Annotated in this window: 18 protein-coding genes; 4 read left to right on the forward strand and 14 right to left on the reverse strand. The window is 38.2% G+C overall.

Annotated elements, in window-relative coordinates; genetic code table 11:
• Positions 1 to 164: 164 nt before the first annotated feature.
• The 4 genes from speE to rpe form a co-directional block, all read right to left on the reverse strand.
• Complete coding sequence (speE, locus tag ACTS4L_RS04245; RefSeq protein ID WP_440615523.1) at positions 165 to 1016, reverse strand: polyamine aminopropyltransferase; 852 nt, start codon at positions 1014 to 1016, stop codon at positions 165 to 167.
• On the reverse strand, positions 1016 to 1483 hold the full coding sequence (speD, locus tag ACTS4L_RS04250) for an adenosylmethionine decarboxylase (protein WP_440615524.1): 468 nt from the start codon (positions 1481 to 1483) through the stop codon (positions 1016 to 1018). The genes speE and speD overlap by 1 nt, the downstream gene beginning before the upstream one ends.
• A 266-nt stretch (positions 1484 to 1749) precedes the next feature.
• Positions 1750 to 3135, reverse strand: a complete 1386-nt coding sequence (locus tag ACTS4L_RS04255) for an amino acid permease (RefSeq protein WP_440615525.1) — start codon at positions 3133 to 3135, stop codon at positions 1750 to 1752.
• Positions 3136 to 3272: 137 nt separating this feature from the next.
• Entirely contained in the window at positions 3273 to 3932 is a 660-nt protein-coding gene (rpe, locus tag ACTS4L_RS04260; protein WP_440615526.1) for a ribulose-phosphate 3-epimerase, read from the reverse strand.
• A 176-nt stretch (positions 3933 to 4108) separates the two neighbouring features.
• On the opposite strand from rpe, the gene ACTS4L_RS04265 reads away from it, so the two are divergent.
• Entirely contained in the window at positions 4109 to 5437 is a 1329-nt protein-coding gene (locus tag ACTS4L_RS04265; RefSeq protein WP_440615527.1) for an NCS2 family permease, read from the forward strand.
• A gap of 1 nt (position 5438) precedes the next feature.
• Here the strand turns inward: ACTS4L_RS04265 and ACTS4L_RS04270 are convergent, their stop codons facing one another.
• From ACTS4L_RS04270 to ACTS4L_RS04315, 10 genes are all read right to left on the reverse strand, one after another.
• On the reverse strand, positions 5439 to 6737 hold the full coding sequence (locus ACTS4L_RS04270) for an ABC transporter ATP-binding protein (RefSeq protein WP_440615593.1): 1299 nt from the start codon (positions 6735 to 6737) through the stop codon (positions 5439 to 5441).
• A 68-nt stretch (positions 6738 to 6805) separates the two neighbouring features.
• Positions 6806 to 7183: a hypothetical protein gene (locus ACTS4L_RS04275; RefSeq protein WP_440615528.1), complete on the reverse strand. Its 378-nt coding sequence runs from the start codon at positions 7181 to 7183 to the stop codon at positions 6806 to 6808.
• Positions 7180 to 8889: an Hsp70 family protein gene (locus ACTS4L_RS04280; protein WP_440615529.1), complete on the reverse strand. Its 1710-nt coding sequence runs from the start codon at positions 8887 to 8889 to the stop codon at positions 7180 to 7182. The genes ACTS4L_RS04275 and ACTS4L_RS04280 overlap by 4 nt, the downstream gene beginning before the upstream one ends.
• 23 nt (positions 8890 to 8912) lie before the next feature.
• Complete coding sequence (gene grpE / locus ACTS4L_RS04285; RefSeq protein ID WP_440615530.1) at positions 8913 to 9560, reverse strand: nucleotide exchange factor GrpE; 648 nt, start codon at positions 9558 to 9560, stop codon at positions 8913 to 8915.
• Entirely contained in the window at positions 9550 to 9855 is a 306-nt protein-coding gene (locus ACTS4L_RS04290) for a J domain-containing protein (protein WP_440615531.1), read from the reverse strand. Before ACTS4L_RS04290 ends, grpE begins: the two co-directional genes overlap by 11 nt.
• Positions 9856 to 9870: 15 nt before the next feature.
• Entirely contained in the window at positions 9871 to 12135 is a 2265-nt protein-coding gene (locus ACTS4L_RS04295; protein ID WP_440615532.1) for a hypothetical protein, read from the reverse strand.
• A gap of 74 nt (positions 12136 to 12209) precedes the next feature.
• On the reverse strand, positions 12210 to 14012 hold the full coding sequence (locus ACTS4L_RS04300; RefSeq protein ID WP_440651741.1) for an ABC transporter permease: 1803 nt from the start codon (positions 14010 to 14012) through the stop codon (positions 12210 to 12212).
• A 74-nt stretch (positions 14013 to 14086) separates the two neighbouring features.
• A complete protein-coding gene (gene ampD / locus ACTS4L_RS04305) occupies positions 14087 to 14629 on the reverse strand; it encodes a 1,6-anhydro-N-acetylmuramyl-L-alanine amidase AmpD (protein ID WP_440615534.1) in 543 nt (180 codons plus the stop codon).
• Positions 14630 to 14700: 71 nt separating this feature from the next.
• Entirely contained in the window at positions 14701 to 16119 is a 1419-nt protein-coding gene (locus ACTS4L_RS04310) for an exonuclease domain-containing protein (protein WP_440615535.1), read from the reverse strand.
• 57 nt (positions 16120 to 16176) lie between these two features.
• A complete protein-coding gene (locus ACTS4L_RS04315; protein ID WP_440615536.1) occupies positions 16177 to 17367 on the reverse strand; it encodes a YihY family inner membrane protein in 1191 nt (396 codons plus the stop codon).
• 13 nt (positions 17368 to 17380) lie between these two features.
• Here ACTS4L_RS04315 and wrbA point away from each other — a divergent pair, with 13 nt between their 5' ends.
• The 3 genes from wrbA to feoB all read left to right on the forward strand — a co-directional run bounded on the left by wrbA (position 17381) and on the right by feoB (position 20571).
• A complete protein-coding gene (gene wrbA / locus ACTS4L_RS04320; protein ID WP_440615537.1) occupies positions 17381 to 17965 on the forward strand; it encodes an NAD(P)H:quinone oxidoreductase in 585 nt (194 codons plus the stop codon).
• 78 nt (positions 17966 to 18043) lie between these two features.
• Entirely contained in the window at positions 18044 to 18265 is a 222-nt protein-coding gene (locus ACTS4L_RS04325) for a FeoA domain-containing protein (RefSeq protein ID WP_192484387.1), read from the forward strand.
• Complete coding sequence (feoB, locus tag ACTS4L_RS04330; RefSeq protein ID WP_440615538.1) at positions 18262 to 20571, forward strand: Fe(2+) transporter permease subunit FeoB; 2310 nt, start codon at positions 18262 to 18264, stop codon at positions 20569 to 20571. The genes ACTS4L_RS04325 and feoB overlap by 4 nt, the downstream gene beginning before the upstream one ends.
• Positions 20572 to 20593 lie beyond the last annotated feature (22 nt).

Raw genomic sequence — 20593 nt, forward strand, 5'->3', positions numbered from 1 at the left:
TCAGTTTTATTTATTTCACTCATAATCTGTGGTCGTATTTCTTAAATTCAAACATCAAAAGTGCGTAACTTCAGTTAAATGAAAATATATTGCTCATAGAAAATCTCCTTCTATGAAAATTTTTTGGCAAACCAAAAAGGTCATATTAACAGTTCATTGCGTGATTAATCGCACAATGCATCAATAACGTACTGTGGTAATGCAAATGCGCCAAGATGAAGCTCAGGCGTATAATAACGCGTTTTAATACCACTTTCGTCAAAACGTTTCGTCAATGTTTCAAATGTCTGCATTCGATGGTTTAACTCATCAGTCCCCCAACCGAATGCCATATCTCCACCAACATATGTGGGCACTGCTGCCTTATAAAAGGTATAGTCTTGGTATAATTTTTCAAAACTTTGCTTGGTATTTCGCAATTGCTCAAGTTGAAAATACATCACACCATTTTGAGTAACCATAATCCCTTTATCATTTAAAGCTGCTTTACATGCACTATAAAATGGTGTCTGGAATAAAACTTCAGCACACCCCATAGGGTCCGTGCTATCACAAATAATCAAGTCATATTTCTGTATTGTTTGCTCGATAAATTTAGCGCCATCGTCAATGACTATATTCACACGTTTATCATCAAAAGCACCCTGTGAATGCATAGGGAAGTAGCATTGACACATCTCAATCACTGCTTGATCAATCTCAACCAATGTTACGGATTCAACAGTTTTATGATGCAATACTTCACGCAACATGCCACCATCACCGCCACCGATAATTAAGACACGCTTAATCCCACCATGCGCAAACATGGGCACATGTACGAGCATTTCATGATAAATAAATTCATCTGCTTCAGTTGTTTGCACGACACCATCTAATGTCATTACACGCCCAAACAGAGGATTGTTAAAAATCATTAGATGTTGATGCGATGTATTATGCTCAAACAATACATTTTGTACCTCTAAACTTTGTCCATAGCCTTTATGTAAGGTCTCTTGAAATACATGAGACATCAGATCAATCCCTCATTGCCACGCTGTAACTCATCAACCAAAACATTTTGCGGATTAAATGCTGATTTAAGCACTTTAATCGCCTCATGGGGTTTGGCATCACCACACATAAAAATATCAAATGCCGCAAAGCCAAACTCAGGCCATGTGTGCACACTAATATGTGACTCTGCTAAAACCGCAACACCTGAAACACCTCCATTAGGCGTAAAATGATGCAGATGAATATGCAATAAAGTTGCACCTGCTGCAATCACTGCATCGCGCATTGCTTGCTCCATTAAATCAAGATCATTGATTTTACTGCATCCCCAAAAATCAGCAATCAAATGATAGCCTGCAAAGCGCATACCATCTTTGGTAATAAAATGATCTTTGGGAAGTGCATCTTGAGCGGTTTGATGCTTTGGCAAATTGCCGGCTGCCAGATTTGGCAACTCAGTAGACTGGGTTGTCTCTATAAACATAAGGTTTCTCCTGTATATTTCTAAAGCGCACGCTAAGTAATCAACTCATGTGCGCCTTACTCACTAAAGGCCATGTAAACTCCCGTTTTGTGCCAATTAAACAATGTCTGACCTTCGTCAGACGTATTTAATTTCAAGCGCTGAATTCATGTTTGAATCAGTGTTTGAAATCAAGACTGCTAAAAATTTTGCATAAAGTAACAGCAAGTTATTTCACTGTAAATAAATATTTTTGCTAAAAAAATAAAAAGATTATTTGCAAGATACTATTTCACACAGGTTGTGCTCATACTGCATTTTTTATAAACCCAATAAACAACCATTGGCAACAATACCGCAGGCACCCCAAAATAAAAGGCGGGTCTTAATTCTTCATTGAAAAACAGTAGCACCAAACAAGCTACTTGCAACCAGATTCCTAAGAGTGGCACCAACGGATAAAATGGCGTACGGAACTTGCCTTTTAATTCAATTTTATGCTTTTTACAATGTTTCCTGAAATTGTACTGTGACCAGCAAATTGATATCCAGCAAACAGCACCGGTAAATCCTGAAATACTTAAAAGATAAGAAAATGCCGTACTTGAAGCAAAAAAATATGACAAAATTAGAAATATCCAAATGCAAATCAAAGTAAATACCGCTGCAGGCATGGGCACTTGATGACGATTTAATCTTGAGAAAATTTTAGGTGCCATATTTTGATTGGACAAACCATAAAGTGCGCGCACTGTTGCATACATGCCACTATTAGCGCACGAAAAAGCCGCTGTTAAAATGACAAAAGTAAACACGCCAGCAACCCAATGAAAACCATACTGCTGTAGCGCTAACACAAATACAGATGTATCACTTTCCATTTTATTCCAAGGAAATATCAGCACTAAAAGCAAAACCGGAACAAGGTAAAGTAAGACAATACGAATAGCGATATTGCGTGAAGCCCGTGGAATTGCCACATCCGTATCCGTCGATTCAGCTGCTGCCAAACATACAATTTCAGAACCTTGGAAATTGACAAGTAACATAACCATCAAACTAATCACTACAAGTTTTCCATGTGGGAAAAATCCGCCATTCCCAAGTAAATGCTCAGTACCGATTATCGGCATTTTACCACCGCTTTTATACAAGCCAAAAAAGATAAAAATTGCTAATACACTAAACATGACAATCGCGGCAATTTTAACAATCGACAGCCAAAACTCCATCTCACCAAAAATACGCACTTTGGATAAATTAATGATAGTAATCATCAATCCAAATATCATCGCCCAAGTAAACGCCGACACACTCGAGATAATATAGTGCATAATAATACCAGCTGCCGTACACTCTGCTGGAATATAAGCGATCCAATTAAGCCAATAAGACCAACCTGTGCCACATGCCCATGTTGGCGAGATATAATCACTTGCATACTGAATGAATGAGCTTGAACTGGGCATTGCCACCGTTAACTCACACAGACAAAGCATCACTAAAAACACAATTAAGCCACCTAAGGCATAAGATATTAAAACCGCGGGTCCCCCTTGGGCAATAATATATCCTGTTCCAAGGAAAAAAGCTGATCCGATGATACCACCTAAAGAAATTAATTCTAAATGGCGCAGTTTAAGGTCTTTTCTTAATGTTTTTACTTCCGTCATTGTGATCATGCCTTAAGTTAGAGAGCGACAGAAAGTGCGAATATTAGAACCAATTTTTTTACGGGTCAATCAAAAAATAAAGGGTAAAAAATATTTTTTTCATCAATGCTTTTTCATCCATTTTCACTACGGGTTACTCAGCCTAATTGTTGGCGCATTTTATCAATAACTTCCTTATAGTTTTGCGCATTAAAAATAGCAGATCCAGCGACAAATGCCTTGGCACCACAACGCGCGATTTTGGCAATATTATCGACTTTTACACCACCATCAACTTCTAGCAAAATATCGCTTTTATATTCTTTAATCCATTTTGCTGTTGTGCTGATCTTATCATACATCGCATCGATAAAACTTTGTCCGCCAAACCCTGGATTCACCGTCATGATCAGTAGTCTATCAATCTTTTCAAGCACATGTTCACACACATTGACAGACGTTGCCGGATTTAAAGCAAGACCTGCATCAATACCAAAGGACTTGATCAAACCAAGACTTCTATCGATATGCTTTGATGCCTCAGGGTGAAAGACAATACTCGTTGCGCCTGCTTTGGCAAAATGCTCAATCATCGAATCAACGGGCTCAACCATTAGATGCACATCCATGCCAGCATTGATACCATCATCGCGCAATGCCTTTAATACCATTGAACCAAATGTTAAGTTAGGGACATAATGATTATCCATCACATCAAAATGAATATTATCAGCGCCTGCTTTTAATACTTTTCTAACATCATCACTTAAATGCGCAAGGTTTGCTGATAAAATAGATGGATTAATTTGAAAATGCATTTTAATAATTACTCCTTATAACAACGCAATAATGAGTAAGATTGTACCTCAAAGCATCGCAAAATACTTAAGCTTTATTTGAAGCAATTTGCATGTTGAATCAATGAGATTTTACAATAGTATGTTTTGTATTTCATGTTACAATAGCGCGCTTGGGAATCAAGCTTTAATCCGTTATGAATTTTTTACATTTTTTACGCCGTTATTTTGAGTTTACTAAATATAACACCACACTACGCACTGAGCTTATCGCGGGTGTCACAACTTTCTTAGCAATGCTTTACATTATTGTTGTTAATGCCAAAATTCTCTCACAAGCAGGTATGCCTGAAAATGCTTTAGTAACAAGCACAGTCATCATCTCCGCCTTTGCTTCTATTGCCATGGGCGTTTACGCGAGAAATCCTTATGCACTAGCTCCGGCGATGGGTATGAATGTATTTTTTACCTATACCATTGTTAAAGCGTGGGGCATCCCTTGGCAAGTGGCATTAGGTGCTGTGTTCTGGTCGGGGGTTATCTTTGCTCTTTTGGCTCTTTTTAATATCCGCACCAAAATTCTTGCAGGGATCCCTGATGGGGTTAAGCACGGCATTGGCGCTGGTATCGGCATTTTTATTGCTTTGGTTGGTTTTTATAATGCAGGCTTTATCCATCAAGCACCTTCAGGTTTATTGGAAATCGCGCCATTAACCGCTGAAACGCTCATATTCTTAATCTGTTTTTTTGCACTTCTTATCTTTTTAGCATATCGCTTTAAAGCGGCTATTTTACTTATGATCATTTTAGGATGTATTATCTCTTTTCCTGTGGGACGTCTCTTTGGTGATCACATTATCATGCATACGCCTGATCACATATTTTCACTGCCTGACTTCTCGCTATTTTTCTCAATTGATTGGTTGGGTAGCTTTAAAGTTGCTATTATTCCGGCGGTTTTCACCTTCTTGTTTATTAATATTTTTGATAGTACGGGAACGTTAATTGGCTTAGCACAAGCATCTAACTGGTTTGATAAAGACGGTCAACCCATTCGTATTAAAAGATCACTAATCGTAGACTCTTTTGCTTCAGCCTCTTCTGGTCTTTTGGGTAGCTCACCCACTTCTGTTTATGTTGAATCAATCACAGGTATCTCTGTAGGCGGGCGCACCGGACTAGTCGCGGTCGTGGTCGGCATATTATTTTTGCCTTTCCTCTTCTTAGCGCCTTTAGTCATGATGGTACCAATCTTTGTTGTCGCCCCTGCCCTTGTGATTGTCGGGAGCTTTATGCTGTGTTCTGTTAAACAGATTCATTGGGATGATTTAACACAAGCCATTCCTGCTTTTATGACGATTATTCTTATGCCACTGACTTTGTCAATATCAGAAGGTATTGTTTGGGGTATGGTCAGCTGGTTTGTGATCGTACTTGTTCAAGATCGTAAACAACTAAAGCCAATGCCAGTTATAATCACCTTCTGTTGTTTTTTAATCATGCTTAATTCACTAAAAGTGATCTAAGTTAGGTATTCGTCTCATCAAGGCTTAACACGCCAAGTGCCGCATCATATTCAATAATCTCAGCATAACGTGCCCAACCAATAAATGTATTAAATACGCGTGCTGCTTCATCATCACTCAAATGATCCTCAAGCTCTGATAAGAAGCGTGATTCAGGCGCTTTCTTATTGGGCCGCTCTTTTAATACTTTAACCACATGGCGCGCTAATGGAATGTGCTGCACTAGCAATTTAGAAAATACCACTTTACGCTCTTCAATATCAGCATTCATAAACTGCTTACCTAAAGCTGTCATGGTGATATCTCCGTCAGAAACACTCGCCAAATGCAGTACAGATAGCGTTTCAATAATCGGGAATAAATCATCAATATCCAAACGCACATGATCTGCCAAGTCTGGTAAGTCAATTGATCCTCTGGCTTGAAGATCATCCATCTCAGTTAAAAGACCTGTTAATTCAGAGACTTCAGCATCCGGTAAGCGATAACCAATATTAAGGGCTTTGCGCTTATTCATACGCTCTGTTAACTCACGTGTTTCTGCCGTTGTCATCATTCGATAAACTTCATCAATCAAATCTCCAACCGCCTCATCATTTGAGTTGCGCGGATGAGGTAAGTCAACCTTCAACTCACCACGAATAAAGCCAGGATTACTCCCAAAAATAATAATCCTATCCGCTGTTAATACCGCTTCTTCAATGTTATGTGTGACATATAAAATGCCCTTCATCGCATCATTTTTTTCCCATAGTTCAAGCAAATCCTCACGCAAGTTCTCAGCAGTCAACACATCAAGTGCTGAAAAAGGTTCATCCATCAATAAAAGATCAGGTTGTAACACTAAAGCACGTGCAAAACCAACACGTTGACGCATACCGCCTGAAAGCTCTTTAGGATAGGCATTTTCAAATCCATCTAAACCAATCATATCAATCGCTTTTAGCGCTTTTTCCTTGCGCTCTTTAGCATTTATATCGCGTGCTTCAAGCCCTAGCTCTACATTTTGCAAAACAGTCAACCACGGCATGAGTGCGAAACTTTGAAAGACCATCGAGATATCAGGTACCGGTCCTGAGACTTTTTTCTCGCGATATGCCACCTCACCTGTTGTTGGTGCTGTTAATCCGGCAATAATCCTAAGAAGTGTTGATTTACCCGAGCCTGATTTTCCCAAAAGGGCGACAATCTCGCCTTCTTTCATCGAAAAATCAACATGATCCAGTACGACCAAATCTTGGCGATCTGCTTTTTTAAATGCTTTGGAGACTTTATCTACACTCAAAATGGTACTGGTCATATTATTTGACACTTTAGCTTTTACTTGATTTGTCACATTGTTCATTATGGCTTACCTCTATAATTTGCTTAAGTTTCTGCATTATAACCAAGTATAATAACTGTTCCTCGAAGGCTGTTTGCTAAATGATAAGGGGATGGAGCATAAAACTCGGCACATAAGCCACTGTGCAAGTTTAATGATCCTGTTATCCCATCATGATCAACTAAATGATCAATAAAGCGCTTTAATAAAGTATAAAAACGCTTTGATCGTATCTGGCATAATTTGGCAACCAGCAGTTGTGCTTTTGTATAATCTTCATTAAGCAATGCAGACTTGCACTGTTGTAAAAAATTATGCTCTTCTTGCAGCAACGTGTCTACTAACGAGAGATCCGCTTTGCAACGCACACAAATAAAGTGCTCTATTTTTTTAGAACGGCAAATGGGGCAGCTTTGAATCATATTTCACTTTCTAAATAATAAACTAAATCACTCAACGCTTCTTTGAGTGAATTAATTTCATCCTCGTCATTTTGAGCAATAGCGTAATTAAGATTATCTAACAACTCCTCTGCACCTTCCTGATCTTCTTGTGAGAAAAGCGAAAGCTTTGATTGTATTTCTTTGATGAAGTTTTCTATCTCCAAATTATCCGACTGTTCCGTGGTCTCTTGATTTAATTGTGCCAATTTTTCTTTGGCTTCTGCCAGGGATTGCTTTTGTGTTTCACTGGCATAATCCACGGTAATAGAAGATGTTTTACCTGTTGATTTTTCTGTTGCGCTCACCGTTAAGATACCGTTTAAATCTAATTTAAAGTCACAAATAATTTCCATATTGTCATGGTTCTTACTAAACTCCAGCCAAAAATCACCTAAGTGTTTGTTTTTCTTATAGTCACTATTGTCGCCTTGATAAACATCCATTTTCACTTTCTCTTGCTTTTGATGAAGCTTATAATAAACCTCACTTTTATGGGCAGGTAAAGGTGAATTTTTTTCAATGAGAATATGATAGGACTCTTCCAAATTCCCGTCTAAAGTGGTTGTGCCGAAAGCATATGGCGAAATATCGATTAACGTGCGAGTTTGTTTCTCACCAGCTATAACACCCGCCTGAATTGAAGCGCCCATGGCAACACACAAATCAGGATGTAAATCAATTCTAGGTGCTCTCTCAAATAACGCCTTTAAAGACTGGCGTATCATCGGTGTTCTGGTGCTACCTCCTACTAAAAGTACATTGTGAATATCTGAAGTCGTTATATTGGCTTCATTCAAAGCTTGATGCACACTTTTCAGAGTTTTATCTACTAAGTGCTCTATCTGATCCTCATATTCACCTTGAGAAATTTCGATATCAAGATGAACCGCGTTACCTTCGCTATCTTCAGCAAAATAGTCTTCCCGTATATGTGTAAAAGCATCCTCAGATAAAGCAATTTTAGCATTCTCTGCTGCCATTTTTAGTCGACGCATTGCCTTAGAATCACCTTCAACATCAATCTCATATCGTTCTTGAATCTTATTTTTTAGAATCTCTAATAAGCAAGCATCAAAATCATCTCCACCAAGGTGATTGTTTCCCGTGCTTGAAATAACTTCAATTAACCCATCTTTAACTTCAATAACTGAGACATCAAAGGTGCCACCTCCTAAATCATACACAAGCATAGTTTGAGCGACTTTGTGATCCCCTTCATAGGCTATTGACGCAGCAGTTGGTTCATTAATAATACGCACTACTTCCAAACCTGCAATATCACCTGCCTGTTTTGTAGCTTGGCGTTGAACATCATTGAAATAAGCCGGTACTGTAATAACGGCTTTGTTCACGGCATAGCCTAGCTTATTTTCTGCTATTTTTTTTAGTTCTTTTAGAATCATCGCAGAGATTTCTGTTGGTGTATAACTCTCACCCAAAATAACAATACTTTCATCAGAACCCATTTTGCGCTTAATTGAATGTATGGTTTGCTCAGGGTAAAGCCCAGACATGTTTTTGGCCGCATGACCTACCAATGTTTTTTTATCCTCAGTAAAGTGCACTACAGATGGAATGACTTGATTCCCTTGCTCATCACTAAATAGTGTAGTCTGACCATTGATCAATACGCCTACCTCAGAGTTAGTAGTTCCTAAATCTATGCCTATAATCGTTTCTTTCATAACCTTTTTCTCCTTAGATTAACTTATAATTTATTGACAATAACTTCTGCATAGCGAATTAATTTACCCGATTGATCACGATAGCCTGCAATCAATTCACTTAGGACTACCATGTTTTCTTTATTTTCATGTTTTTCAAGTGCATGTATTTTCATATATTTAGGGTCAAATACTTCACCAATAGCTTCTGTTTTTTTCACGCCATAGGTTTTCAAATCTTGATCCACCTGCATCAAAGCCATCTCCAAACCAGTTATCAGATTATTGACTAAACGCTTTGACTCTTTGTTAAAATAAGTTTGTCTCAGCTGTGTTTGCAACATTTGCGCGACTTCAAAATTGCGCAATAGCCTATCACGATAGCTCACTATGTTTAAAACGCTTAACTTAGCCTGCCTTTCATGTTCAAGATCTAGATATTGCTTTAGCTGTGCTTGCGAATTTTCTTGCGTATTTATCTGCGTTTCTAACATTCCAATGGTCTGATCATAAACAGCTTGTACTTGCTGCATTTGTTTAGCCGATCGTTTTGTCTCATTTTTAACTTCAGCCATCAGCACAAACAGATCATATAACCCAGGTGGTAAAGAAGCATTACATTGATCTAACAAAGCATCATTTTTTTCTATGAAAGCGCTAAATTCATTTAACAAATCATTTTTAGTCGCCATATGACTGCCCTATATTAAAATACTCAAGAAGATGCTGCTCCCTATTAGTAATATCAAATACATTGTTTGATATTAGTTGCGTACAAAGATCATGTTTATCTACCATATCTACTGAGAAATACTCATAATAAACACGAACATTTACATCTTTTATTTTCTCGTAGGCTTCTTGAAGCTTCTGGTAAATTTCAGGAAATTTTTCAGGAGAATACTGCTTAATAAGTGTTTGATAGGAAGACTTAATCTGCTCATCTGTATCCTCTGGTGTCACATTTAAAATTAAATAAGGGTTCATCATGTATTCCTTCGATTAATAATCCAGTTCCGGTAAAAAATTCTCTAGTTTCTTTGCATAACGCATCAATAATTTCGTTATGCGACTACTTAATGCATGATCTTCAGGTAAATCCTGAAGATGTGCATTTAAAGTATCTCCCGTGGTTAAATAGGAAAATGGGTCTTTATTTTTATCATTACTTTCGAGCGCAGAATAATAACATTGCGCTGCTATAAAGAGTTTGCTGCGCCCTGATAATAATTTATTTTTGTTGCTTTTGGTCAGATAAGACAACAAATGCATATCCTCTAACACAAAGCATAATTCAAGGCGAGTATCATCACTCATTTTATCACTGTTGACTAAGTTAACAAATGCAGGAAACAACAGTTTTTGGTATTTAAGAAGATCTAAAATACCACCCAACCTATGAAGTGTTTGGCGGACTGCTTGTGGCATAGTAGATAAATACTCAGCATGCTTTTGCTTTGCCATCGCTGAGAGCTCTTTCGGATAATCATTAAAACTACTATAACCAAGTAAAGCTGCCAATATGACAAAGCAATAAAAATGATCAGCTGTTTCAAAGTAATCCTGCCATTTTGAGTCAACGTTTGTTTTTGTCTTATTTTTCCCTAGACTAAATTTCAATAGCGAGTAATTTGAAGTTCTGCTTTCTTGATTGAGCAAGCAAGACGCAGCCTGCTTAAGGATATTGAAAAAATCCTGATCATTCTCATCAAGGTAGTGGTAAATGACTGAAATGTGCTCATCGATATCCTCCGGTGTTAGACGTGCTAGCTTGAGTTGCTCAACAAGGCTAAATAACATACACTTAAGCACACTAGATTTGATCTTCATTATAGGGTATTTGAACTTTTGAGAAACGAGGTTAAGTGCCTGTACGTTTTTATTCTGAAAATGTAAACTCTGCAAGTGATTTTCCAGCATCGTGAGGTCATCTGGGTGTTTATTATGGGCTTTAGCGATCATTAATTGAACTTTTTTGTCAGTATAGCCTTTCGCATCAATTTGACTGCTTACCCATTGTGACCGCGCCATCAGGTTATACTCATCACATAATAATGCATCTTCGTAGTATTCATCTTTTTCCTCTTGATCCAAGAAGTCTTTAAACTCTTCAGAAAGATAATAATAAATTAAGCTTGCATGGCGTTTAGCAGTTTGGGTATCTTTTTGAGCAAGCTCACTTGCCAAATCTTCATACATTTCTAAACAATCATAAACATCGTCAAAATCACGTGACTTCTTTGCTACCTTTAAGCTCTCAAGCGCTTGATTTTTTGACGTATCAAGTTCATTTAACTCACCATACTTAACACAATACATGTTGAACTTACTTTGTTGATTGCAATTAAAAGTTTTCAATAACATTTGATGAAGCTGTTCTTTTGAAAATGAGTCTATATTGTTTTGCAAATAGCGCTGCAGGTGGCTATTAGTGCTTAAATCACTATCAATAAGCTGTGTTAAAGCTTTTGTTGCTTCTGAGGTTAAGTTATTAAGTTTACAATAAAGCGATACGCCCGTTTTGCTTAAACAAGACAGATATTCAATATGCATGAACTTTGGCAATAGACCAATATACAAAACCATCGCAAGTTCTTTAAAAGGGCTGCCCTCCTTGACTCTTTCAAAACAATGAATATTTGCAAGCGTATAATCCTGAATCCCTTTAACAACCAAACGTAAATCACGGTACACCCCGAGAGCCGATATGTTGCTTTGTGGCACATTTTCATTTATTTTCTGGTGCAATGCATGCTTGAGTTGGTTTTCTGCAATCATGGTTTCACGGAAGAGGTAGGTCTCACCGTCCTTTTTCTTACTAAGCCGCTTTTGCAAAAAAACATAGGGTATTAGAGTACTTATGGCATCAAAATCCTGTTTTTTATGCACAGAAAACTGCATGTGGTGCTCACGATAATACGCTATTGCTTCATCAATAAGCTGACACTTTGCCAGTAGCGTTAATGTTATAGCAGGAGATATTCCATCCTCACTATACTTGGCACGTTTTTTGTAAGCAGCATAGGCTTTATCAAACTCATTTGCTTCAAGTTGTTGACAAATCAGTCCATCATACCCTTTTATCAATGTGTCAACGAATACATCACGATCTGGAGAACTACGTTCTAAATTAGAAATCAATGCCACTGCGGCACTATAGCAGCCCGACTCAATTAAGGTTTTTGCCTTATTTAACTTTTGTTTTGGCGTCATAGACTGCTCTTTAATTACTTCAGCCTTGCGTTGTCTCTTTGTTTTTTTTGCCATAGATTTGATTCCTTAGAAAATTTTAAATCTCGTGCATCACGGTTTTTTAAAAGTTTACATTTATGCTTCTATATTTACATATTCATGCTAAAGCGCTTCTCAGCATAGTTATATAATCTACGCCAAAAGAGCTTATTGGTCAGAACCACCAAAATACACATCACAACCACACCTAACGCAATATTGGCAGTGTGGTCTCCTGGTGCATTATACTGCTCAGAAATATAAGCACCAATACCTGAGGCCATAATCACTGAGTCTTTACCCCAGTTGATATACTCACAAACAATACTCGCGTTCCAAGCACCACCTGAGGCAGTAATCGCGCCTGTGACATAAAATGGCATCACAGCAGGAAATAAAAACTTAAACCATTTAACCATACCTTTTAACTGCATATTTTTAGCTGCCATTTTTAACTCATAAGGGATGGCTGAGGCACCGGCAATCACGTTAAATAAGATATACCATTGCGTACCTAATGCCATAAGCAAGACACACCAGATATTAAAATTCAAATTAAACGCAATAACAACTGTTCCAAATAACCCATATAGCACATTCACAGGGAAGGCGGCAAAAATCTGCGCATAAGGCTGTACTTTCTCAGCAACCTTTGGCCTTAAGCCAATCCAAATACCGATTGGCACCCAAATAATGGAAGCTAATATAATAAGTACGAAAACTCTCAATGCGGTTAATGCACCATAACCAAAGACTTTGGCAGTCTCAGCAAAGGTGATTGGATCTTGCTTGTTACCATAGATAAACTGCCAAGATAGATACAAAAACAAAGCAACACTTAATGCCACACACAGCTGCCAAATGGCCGCTTGTAATCGCGAGTTTTCACGCTCATTCTTTTGATGATTGACTTGATTATAGTTTTTACTTAAGTCTTTTTTAAGATAGGAAATATTAACCAGACGATTAGCTTGTACTGCCATAAAATGACTAAAACTTTGCAGGATTGTTGAGCGTTGTAATAACGTTAAAAACCATGAATTGGACCCTGTTTCTTGCTGCATATCACTAACGACAAACTTCTCAGACCATTTAACAATCGGACGAAAGATCAGTTGATCATAAAGCACAATCACAATCAGCATGACAACAATAGCGGCTATCACTGCCGTGAAATTCCTTTCATTATTTGCCTGATCGATAAAAGTACCGATTCCTGGTAAGTTAATTGCAGCTGACGTTGTCGCTGAGAAATTAACGACAATACTTTCCGATGCCACAATCATAAACCAACTCGCTGACATCGACATCATCGTATTCCAGATAAGTCCAGGCATTGAAAAAGGCACTTCAAGCTTCCAAAAACGCTGCCAGCCTGATAATTGATACATATCAGCCGCTTCACGCAACTCTTTAGGAATGGTTTTAAGTGATTGATAAAAGCTTAACATCATATTCCAAGCTTGAGCGGTAAAAAGTCCAAAGATTACTGCCAATTGCGCCCCCCATAACGAATACGGAAAAATAGCTAAAAATCCAGTGATGGTAATGGCTAAAAAGCCCAAAATAGGAATTGATTGAAAAATATCAATAATTGGAATAATCACGCTCTCAGCACGCTTGCTTTTAGCCGCCCATGCACCGATAACAAAGCTAAAAATAAATGAGCAAAACAATGCGATAAACATGCGCACCGTAGTGTCAGCTGCGTATCTTGGCAGATTCCACAGATCCATGGAGATATGCTCATATTGTGTCACGCTAGTAAGATTGCGGTAATCAACATTTCCACCTAGCGAGCTACATACCCAAGCAACAACAAACACCATTGAAAGTACAAAAAATAAAGAGAAAATATCCCACTTACTTGGCAAAAGCCGTGTGGCAGGAATGTTGTAGAATGATTTTTTCATTGTTATTAGGTCTTAGCCTTCCATCATGGGATGAGATTCTACCTGAAGCGCTTTACAAAGGAAACAATCAGCCATTAGATATATTCCCGAAAATGCACCCAATCAAACCCACTACCTGGATCTGTTTTGCGCGTTGGCGCAATATCACTATGACCAACAATATTACCTTTAATTGCAGGGTATCTTTTAATAATTGCTTTTGTAAGCTCAATTAAGCTTATGTATTGCCCTTTAGTAAAAACTGTCTTATCAGTACCTTGCAGCTCAATACCGATCGAGAAGTCATTGCAATTACTTTTACCTTTATAAGTACTCGCTCCGGCATGCCACGCGCGATCTTCAGTTGCCACGAACTGGATAATCTCACCGTACCTTGTGATATAAAAATGACTTGAGACTTTAAGGTTTCTAAGATCTTTAAAGCTTGGATCTAAGTTGCAATCCAAATCATTTAAAAAAAGTGATTCAACATAATGGTTATCATATTGCCCTTCTGGTAATGAAATACAGTGAATCACCAATAAATCAATGTCCATATCATCTGGGCGTGCATTATAATTGGGGGACTTTATCATCTTGGCTTTATTTAGCCAGCCACTGGTATCTAATTGCAACATTGTTATTACCTTATCAAAGTGGGTATCTACATGTATAGGGCGTATGCAATACGCCCCTACATTATTGTTTTTTATAATGACAAATATGCCTCTAACTCATCAAGTAAGTATAATTGCTCTTCAGTAAGCTCACTTTCACGCAGTTTTTGAATACGTTCATAAACTTCAGGGATTGAGACTTTGCGCCCGCCTTTAAAGTCAACCGGCATATTTTCAGTTTCAAAGCTGGCAATTTTCTCCAAATACGCCTGAAACTCACCCTGCATCTCAGTTGTCAATATATCTGGTTCCATTCTACCGATAACACGCAATGCACGCTCATACAGACCACGATTCATCTCACGCATTAACTTAACTTTGTCAACAACGCCTTTTTGGTGAAAATGCTCACACAATGCCTGCTCAGCATAATTCATAAATCCTGCCGTATAAAGTGAGGCATCAACATCAATGTTTTCAACCTCTGGATATTTAAAGTCCAACGCTGATTCTTTAATGTCTATAAATAAGCTTGGGTTTTGCATTAAGAACGCTTTATTGCGTTTAATCAATGCGATACGCTCTGCTGATAAATGCGCTAAAAAGCGCTTTTTCGCAGGTAACACTATCGGCAAATCGCCCCATTTTTTATTCACCGTTAAGAAATGCTCTGATAAATTATCAATACTCACTTCCGTTAGTTCAGCATAATCAAGACGTAAAAAGCACCATTGGTTCTTATAATGCCAATGCTGCCCTAAATTAAGCACTGGTAACATAAATCGCTCATTGTAGCCAAAGCGCCCTGAAATCATTAAAGCTTGCTGATAATCCTCACCATTAATCTGTAGACCAATATCCAATTGCGACAAAACCTTTTGATCTTCAGTTTTATTAAAGCGTGCAGTTAAATAATCCCACATCTTAGGTTGATGTGACTTTAATTTACGCGCTAAGGCTAAAGTCACAAGCACATCGGTTAATGCATCGTGCGCGCGCCCTTCACTATGAAGACCATTTTGCGCATTGATATCTTCCAACTTCAATGACACCTTATTCTCATCATTAATAGGCCAACTAAGTACGTCATTGGCAAATAAATAAAAGGAAGCAACCATTGGATATAAATCCATGCGTGAGCAATTATTTTTATACTGATGATCATACGCTGGAAACAAGTTCTTAAAAAAAGCAAAGCGCAAAAACTCATCATCAAAACTTAACGTATTATAGCCTAAGCTCACTGTTTCAGGCGTGTTGAACAAGGCATAAATTTTTTTAATCGCTTCATATTCAAACAACCCCGTATTGGCTTGTTCAATCGAGATATGATGGGTAATTGATGCCTCAGGGTTTGGGATCGTATCGGGGTTTAATTTGATTAAAAACTCATAACGCTCAATTTCATTTAGCGCCTCATCTGTGCGCACTGCTGCAAATTGAATGATTTGATCAAAACATTTATTAATGCCTGTTGTTTCCAAATCATAAAAAAGAAAAGTTTTTGCCATGAGTTTTTTTATTCCTTACTATCAATTGATACAGTGTAATCACTTTGCCGTTGGATGTCAGTGCTCATTCAAAATAAAATCAATCAAAGGTTCATCCATTTGCTGATAAATGGTTTTTCTTAAGCTATTTAACGCCTGATTGCGATCATCTTGAAGTGACAAAAAACAATGCATATTTTGATAAAAATCATTTAGCCTTTCTTGTGATAAATCACAACTTAAAACGTATTTTTGTTCTTGAGTAATGCTAACATATTGATGCTTTACTAATGTGACAAGAAGCGAATCCAACACTTTCAAGTCAGCATGCGGCAAATGTTTAGCGCACATCTCTTTATCAACCGCACATTTGCTTTTTTGTTTGATATACAAAAGACGCAACACATCAATCGCTAAGCTAAATTGTGGTGTTTTTTGCGTCACGCGTAACGCCGGTGGCACACTTAACATCCGCACGACGATAGCACCTAATAAAAACAGCTGCCATGAAATTGCAATCCACAAAATAAACAATGGAATAATCGCTAATGTACCATAAAGCATTTCATAGGTTGGTAAGTTTAGCGCATACCATGCAAACACTTTTTTTGCTAAATCAAACACGATTGCCATCATTAAGCCACCCAATAGCGCATGCTTGAATTTGACACGTGTATATGGCACGACTTGGTAAATAAACGTAAAAGCAATAAGGTTAAAAATAAAAGGTAAAATCTGTAAGAAGCTTATCAATTGACTAAAACCCTCATTCAACCAATGCCATGATAATAAATAAGAGCTCAAGCCTAAGCTTGCCCCAACGAGCAAAGGTCCCAAGCTTAATACCGCCCAATATAATAAAAAAGCCTGTGATAAGGGTCGCTCTTTTTTGACCTGCCAGATATCATTGAGCACTTTCTCAAGCGCGCGCATCATCATAATGCTAATGAAAAAAAGTACAACAACCGCCGTAATCGGTAATCCTGCACGATTCTTCATAAAGAGCTTTAAATACTCATTTACAGCTTCGCCTGAACTTGGCAGCATATTGTGCAAAATAAACTGTTGAAACTCACCTTGGATACTTTTAAATGCAGGCAACATGCTTAAGATTGAGATTGACACCATAAGAAGTGGCACTAAAGCAAAAAGACTAGTCAACGCTAAGCTTGATGCTTTCGTTAAACAGTTTTGTTGCAAATATTCCCTAAACACCGATACCCAGAAACGGCTAAATCGCTTACTATAGTTTTGTGTTAACTTAGTCATAAGGATCCTTTTTATGCAAAACATCTTGATACTTTATTATAGTCAAGGCGGTTCAACAAAAGCAATGGCAGAGAAAATTGCGCAAGGCGTCGAACTTGGCGGCTTAGAAGCCATCGTTAGAACCGTACCAAATATCTCAGCCAATTGCGAAAAAACCGAAAGTGACATTCCCGATAGTGGTGCCATATATGTTACTAAAGAAGATCTTGTAAACTGCTCAGGTATTATCATGGGCAGCCCAACCCGCTTTGGTAATATGGCAGCACCGCTTAAATACTTTATCGATACGACCAGTGACTTATGGTTTAAAGGCGCATTAATCAACAAACCAGCCGCTGTTTTCACCTCCACAGCGAGCTTGCATGGCGGTCAGGAAACCACTCTACTTTCGATGATGCTACCACTTTTACACCATGGCGCGATAATCGTTGGTATCCCCTACAGTGAACCCTCGCTACAAAACACACAAACCGGTGGCACGCCTTATGGCTTAAGCCATTACAATGGCATCAATTCTGATCAACCATTGTCGCAAGATGAGATTATCTTAGCAAAAGCCTTAGGTAAACGAGTCGCTGAAATCGCCAAACAAAAATGATAACTCTTCTCAATTACATTGACTTAAAGAAAACGCCTGTTTATAATCAGGCATCCGTTGATTGATATACCTACTCTTATGAATATCAAAACAAAACAAACTTATAAAATCCTTGGGTTTAACGATAATTGTCCACGCAATTACATGCAGAAGCTTTTGTCATTAGGCTTTATTCCTGGTGAGACTTTTTATATCGCTAAGAAAGCACTGTTTGGTAACCCTTATCACATTTCGATTAAAAACTTCTCTGTGTCATTACGTAAATCAGAAATCCTTTACATGCAGGTACAAGCCTTATGAAATATGCAATTATTGGGAATCCGAATTGTGGTAAAACAACACTTTTTAATGCATTAACGGGTCTTAAACAAAAAGTTGGCAACTGGAGTGGCGTGACCGTTGATAAAAAAGTTGGCAAGGTTGATTTCAATAATCAGCGCTTAGAAATTGTTGATTTACCGGGCATCTATACCTTAACCGCCAGTGATGAGTCATCTATTGACGAGCAAATTGCCGCACGCTTTATCGTTGAGGATAAGCCTGACGCAATTATCAATGTCATTGATGCTTCAAATCTTGAGCGCAATTTATATCTAACCACACAATTAATGGAAACGGGTATCCCGTTGATTCTCGTCATTAACATGATCGATGTTGCTAGCAAAAAAGGTATTGTTATTGATTATCATAAGCTTGAACAAACTTTGGGATGCACCGTTATCCCCGTCATTGGACGCAAAAAGGTCGGCATCAGTCAGTTAAAAACTGCATTATTCAAACCTCAAAGCACCTCAAGTTATGATCTAAGTCATTACTACCCTGAAGCAATTAATAAGCTTGCCAACCAAATTACTGAAGCTAAGTATAGTTATCCTAGTTTATGGCTAAGCAGCTCAATTGCCGAAGATAATTATCTACTTAAACAATTGCTGTCATCCACTGATTTTAACCGCTTACAAGCATTAAAAAACGAACTAAATCTTGATCATACTGCAGATATCACCTTATCAAGTGCACGTTACCAAGCCATCGCTGACATCGTTAATAAAAGCACACAAAAAAGCCAAGTTTCACAGCATAAAACAACTGAAATGATTGATAAAGTATGCATGAATAAGTACTTAGGCATACCAGTATTTTTATTTGTCATGTATCTAATGTTTGAATTCTCAATCACCATTGGTGGTGCGCTGCAACCCTTGTTTGACAACACATCAAGTGTCATATTTGTTGAAGGAATGACACATTTAGGCGTTTATCTTGGTTTGCCACTATGGCTTGTCGCTGTGATTGCCCAAGGTGTTGGCTTAGGCATTAATACCGTTTTGACCTTTATTCCACAAATTGGCTGCATGTTTTTATTCTTATCATTTTTGGAAGACTCAGGCTATATGGCACGTGCTGCTTATGTTATGGATCGTTTTATGCAGGCGATTGGACTGCCTGGCAAAGCCTTTGTGCCCTTGATTGTTGGCTTTGGTTGTAATGTTCCATCGGTCATGGCAACAAGAACATTGGAAACTCGTCGCGATCGCTTAATGACGATCATGATGGCACCTTTTATGTCTTGTGGTGCGCGCTTAGCAATCTTTGCTGTATTTGCTGCTGCCTTTTTTCCACAAAATAGTGCGCTGATCGTGTTTAGTTTATATATTGCGGGTATTTTAGGTGCTATTATTACCGGATATGTCGTTAAGTTTGCATTATTGACCGGTAAAAGCGCGCCATTTGTGATGGAGTTACCCGTTTATCATTTACCTAACTTTAAAACCATTGGCTTAAATAGTTGGAGCCGTTTAAAGCGCTTTATTTTTAGAGCAGGTAAAGTCATTGTCCCAATTTGTGTTTTAGTTGGGACTTTAAATAGTATCCAAACCAATGGAACTGTCGTTGCCGGTGGCTCACCGGATTCAATTCTGGCGCAAACTGGGCGCACGATTACCCCAGTATTGAAACCAATGGGGGTGACTGAAGACAACTGGCAGGCAACCGTTGGTCTTTTAACTGGCACATTAGCAAAAGAAGTTGTTGTTGGGACTTTAAATACACTTTACACACAAGAAAAGCCACAAAGTTTAGCCGATGCTGCGAGTGAGAAATTTGATTTTTGGGGTGGAATTGCCGCTTCTTGGCATGATACTGTTGATGGCTTTAAAAACATGAGCTTAAGCGCATTTATCAACCCATTTGCTGCGAATGAGGCGGATGCCAATATGGATAAAACTGCCATGGGCTCAATGGTTGTTGCTTTTGGTTCATTAGCTGCAGCATTTGCGTATATGTTGTTTGTCCTTTTATATGTTCCTTGCGCCTCTGTCATTGGTGCAATGGCACGTGAGGCAACACGTGGTTGGGCATGGATGTCGGTACTTTGGAGCACCTCAATTGCCTATGTTGCAGCGGTTATCGTCTATCAATTAGCACAACTTGCAACTACGCCACTTCATGCACTGAGTTGGATTATCGGAGTTATTATTTATATGATTCTATTGGTACTTGCGATGAAATATTCTTCACAAAAATTCCGCTTTGAATTAGAATTAAACCAAGGCTGTGGCAAAGGATGTGCTGTAACGGTTAATAGTAAAGAATCAGGTTGTCACTAGATAATAAGTTATTTCATTTGAA

Origin of the sequence: Cysteiniphilum sp. 19S12-1, from assembly GCF_052030685.1 — a bacterium.
GTDB lineage: Bacteria > Pseudomonadota > Gammaproteobacteria > Francisellales > Francisellaceae > Caedibacter.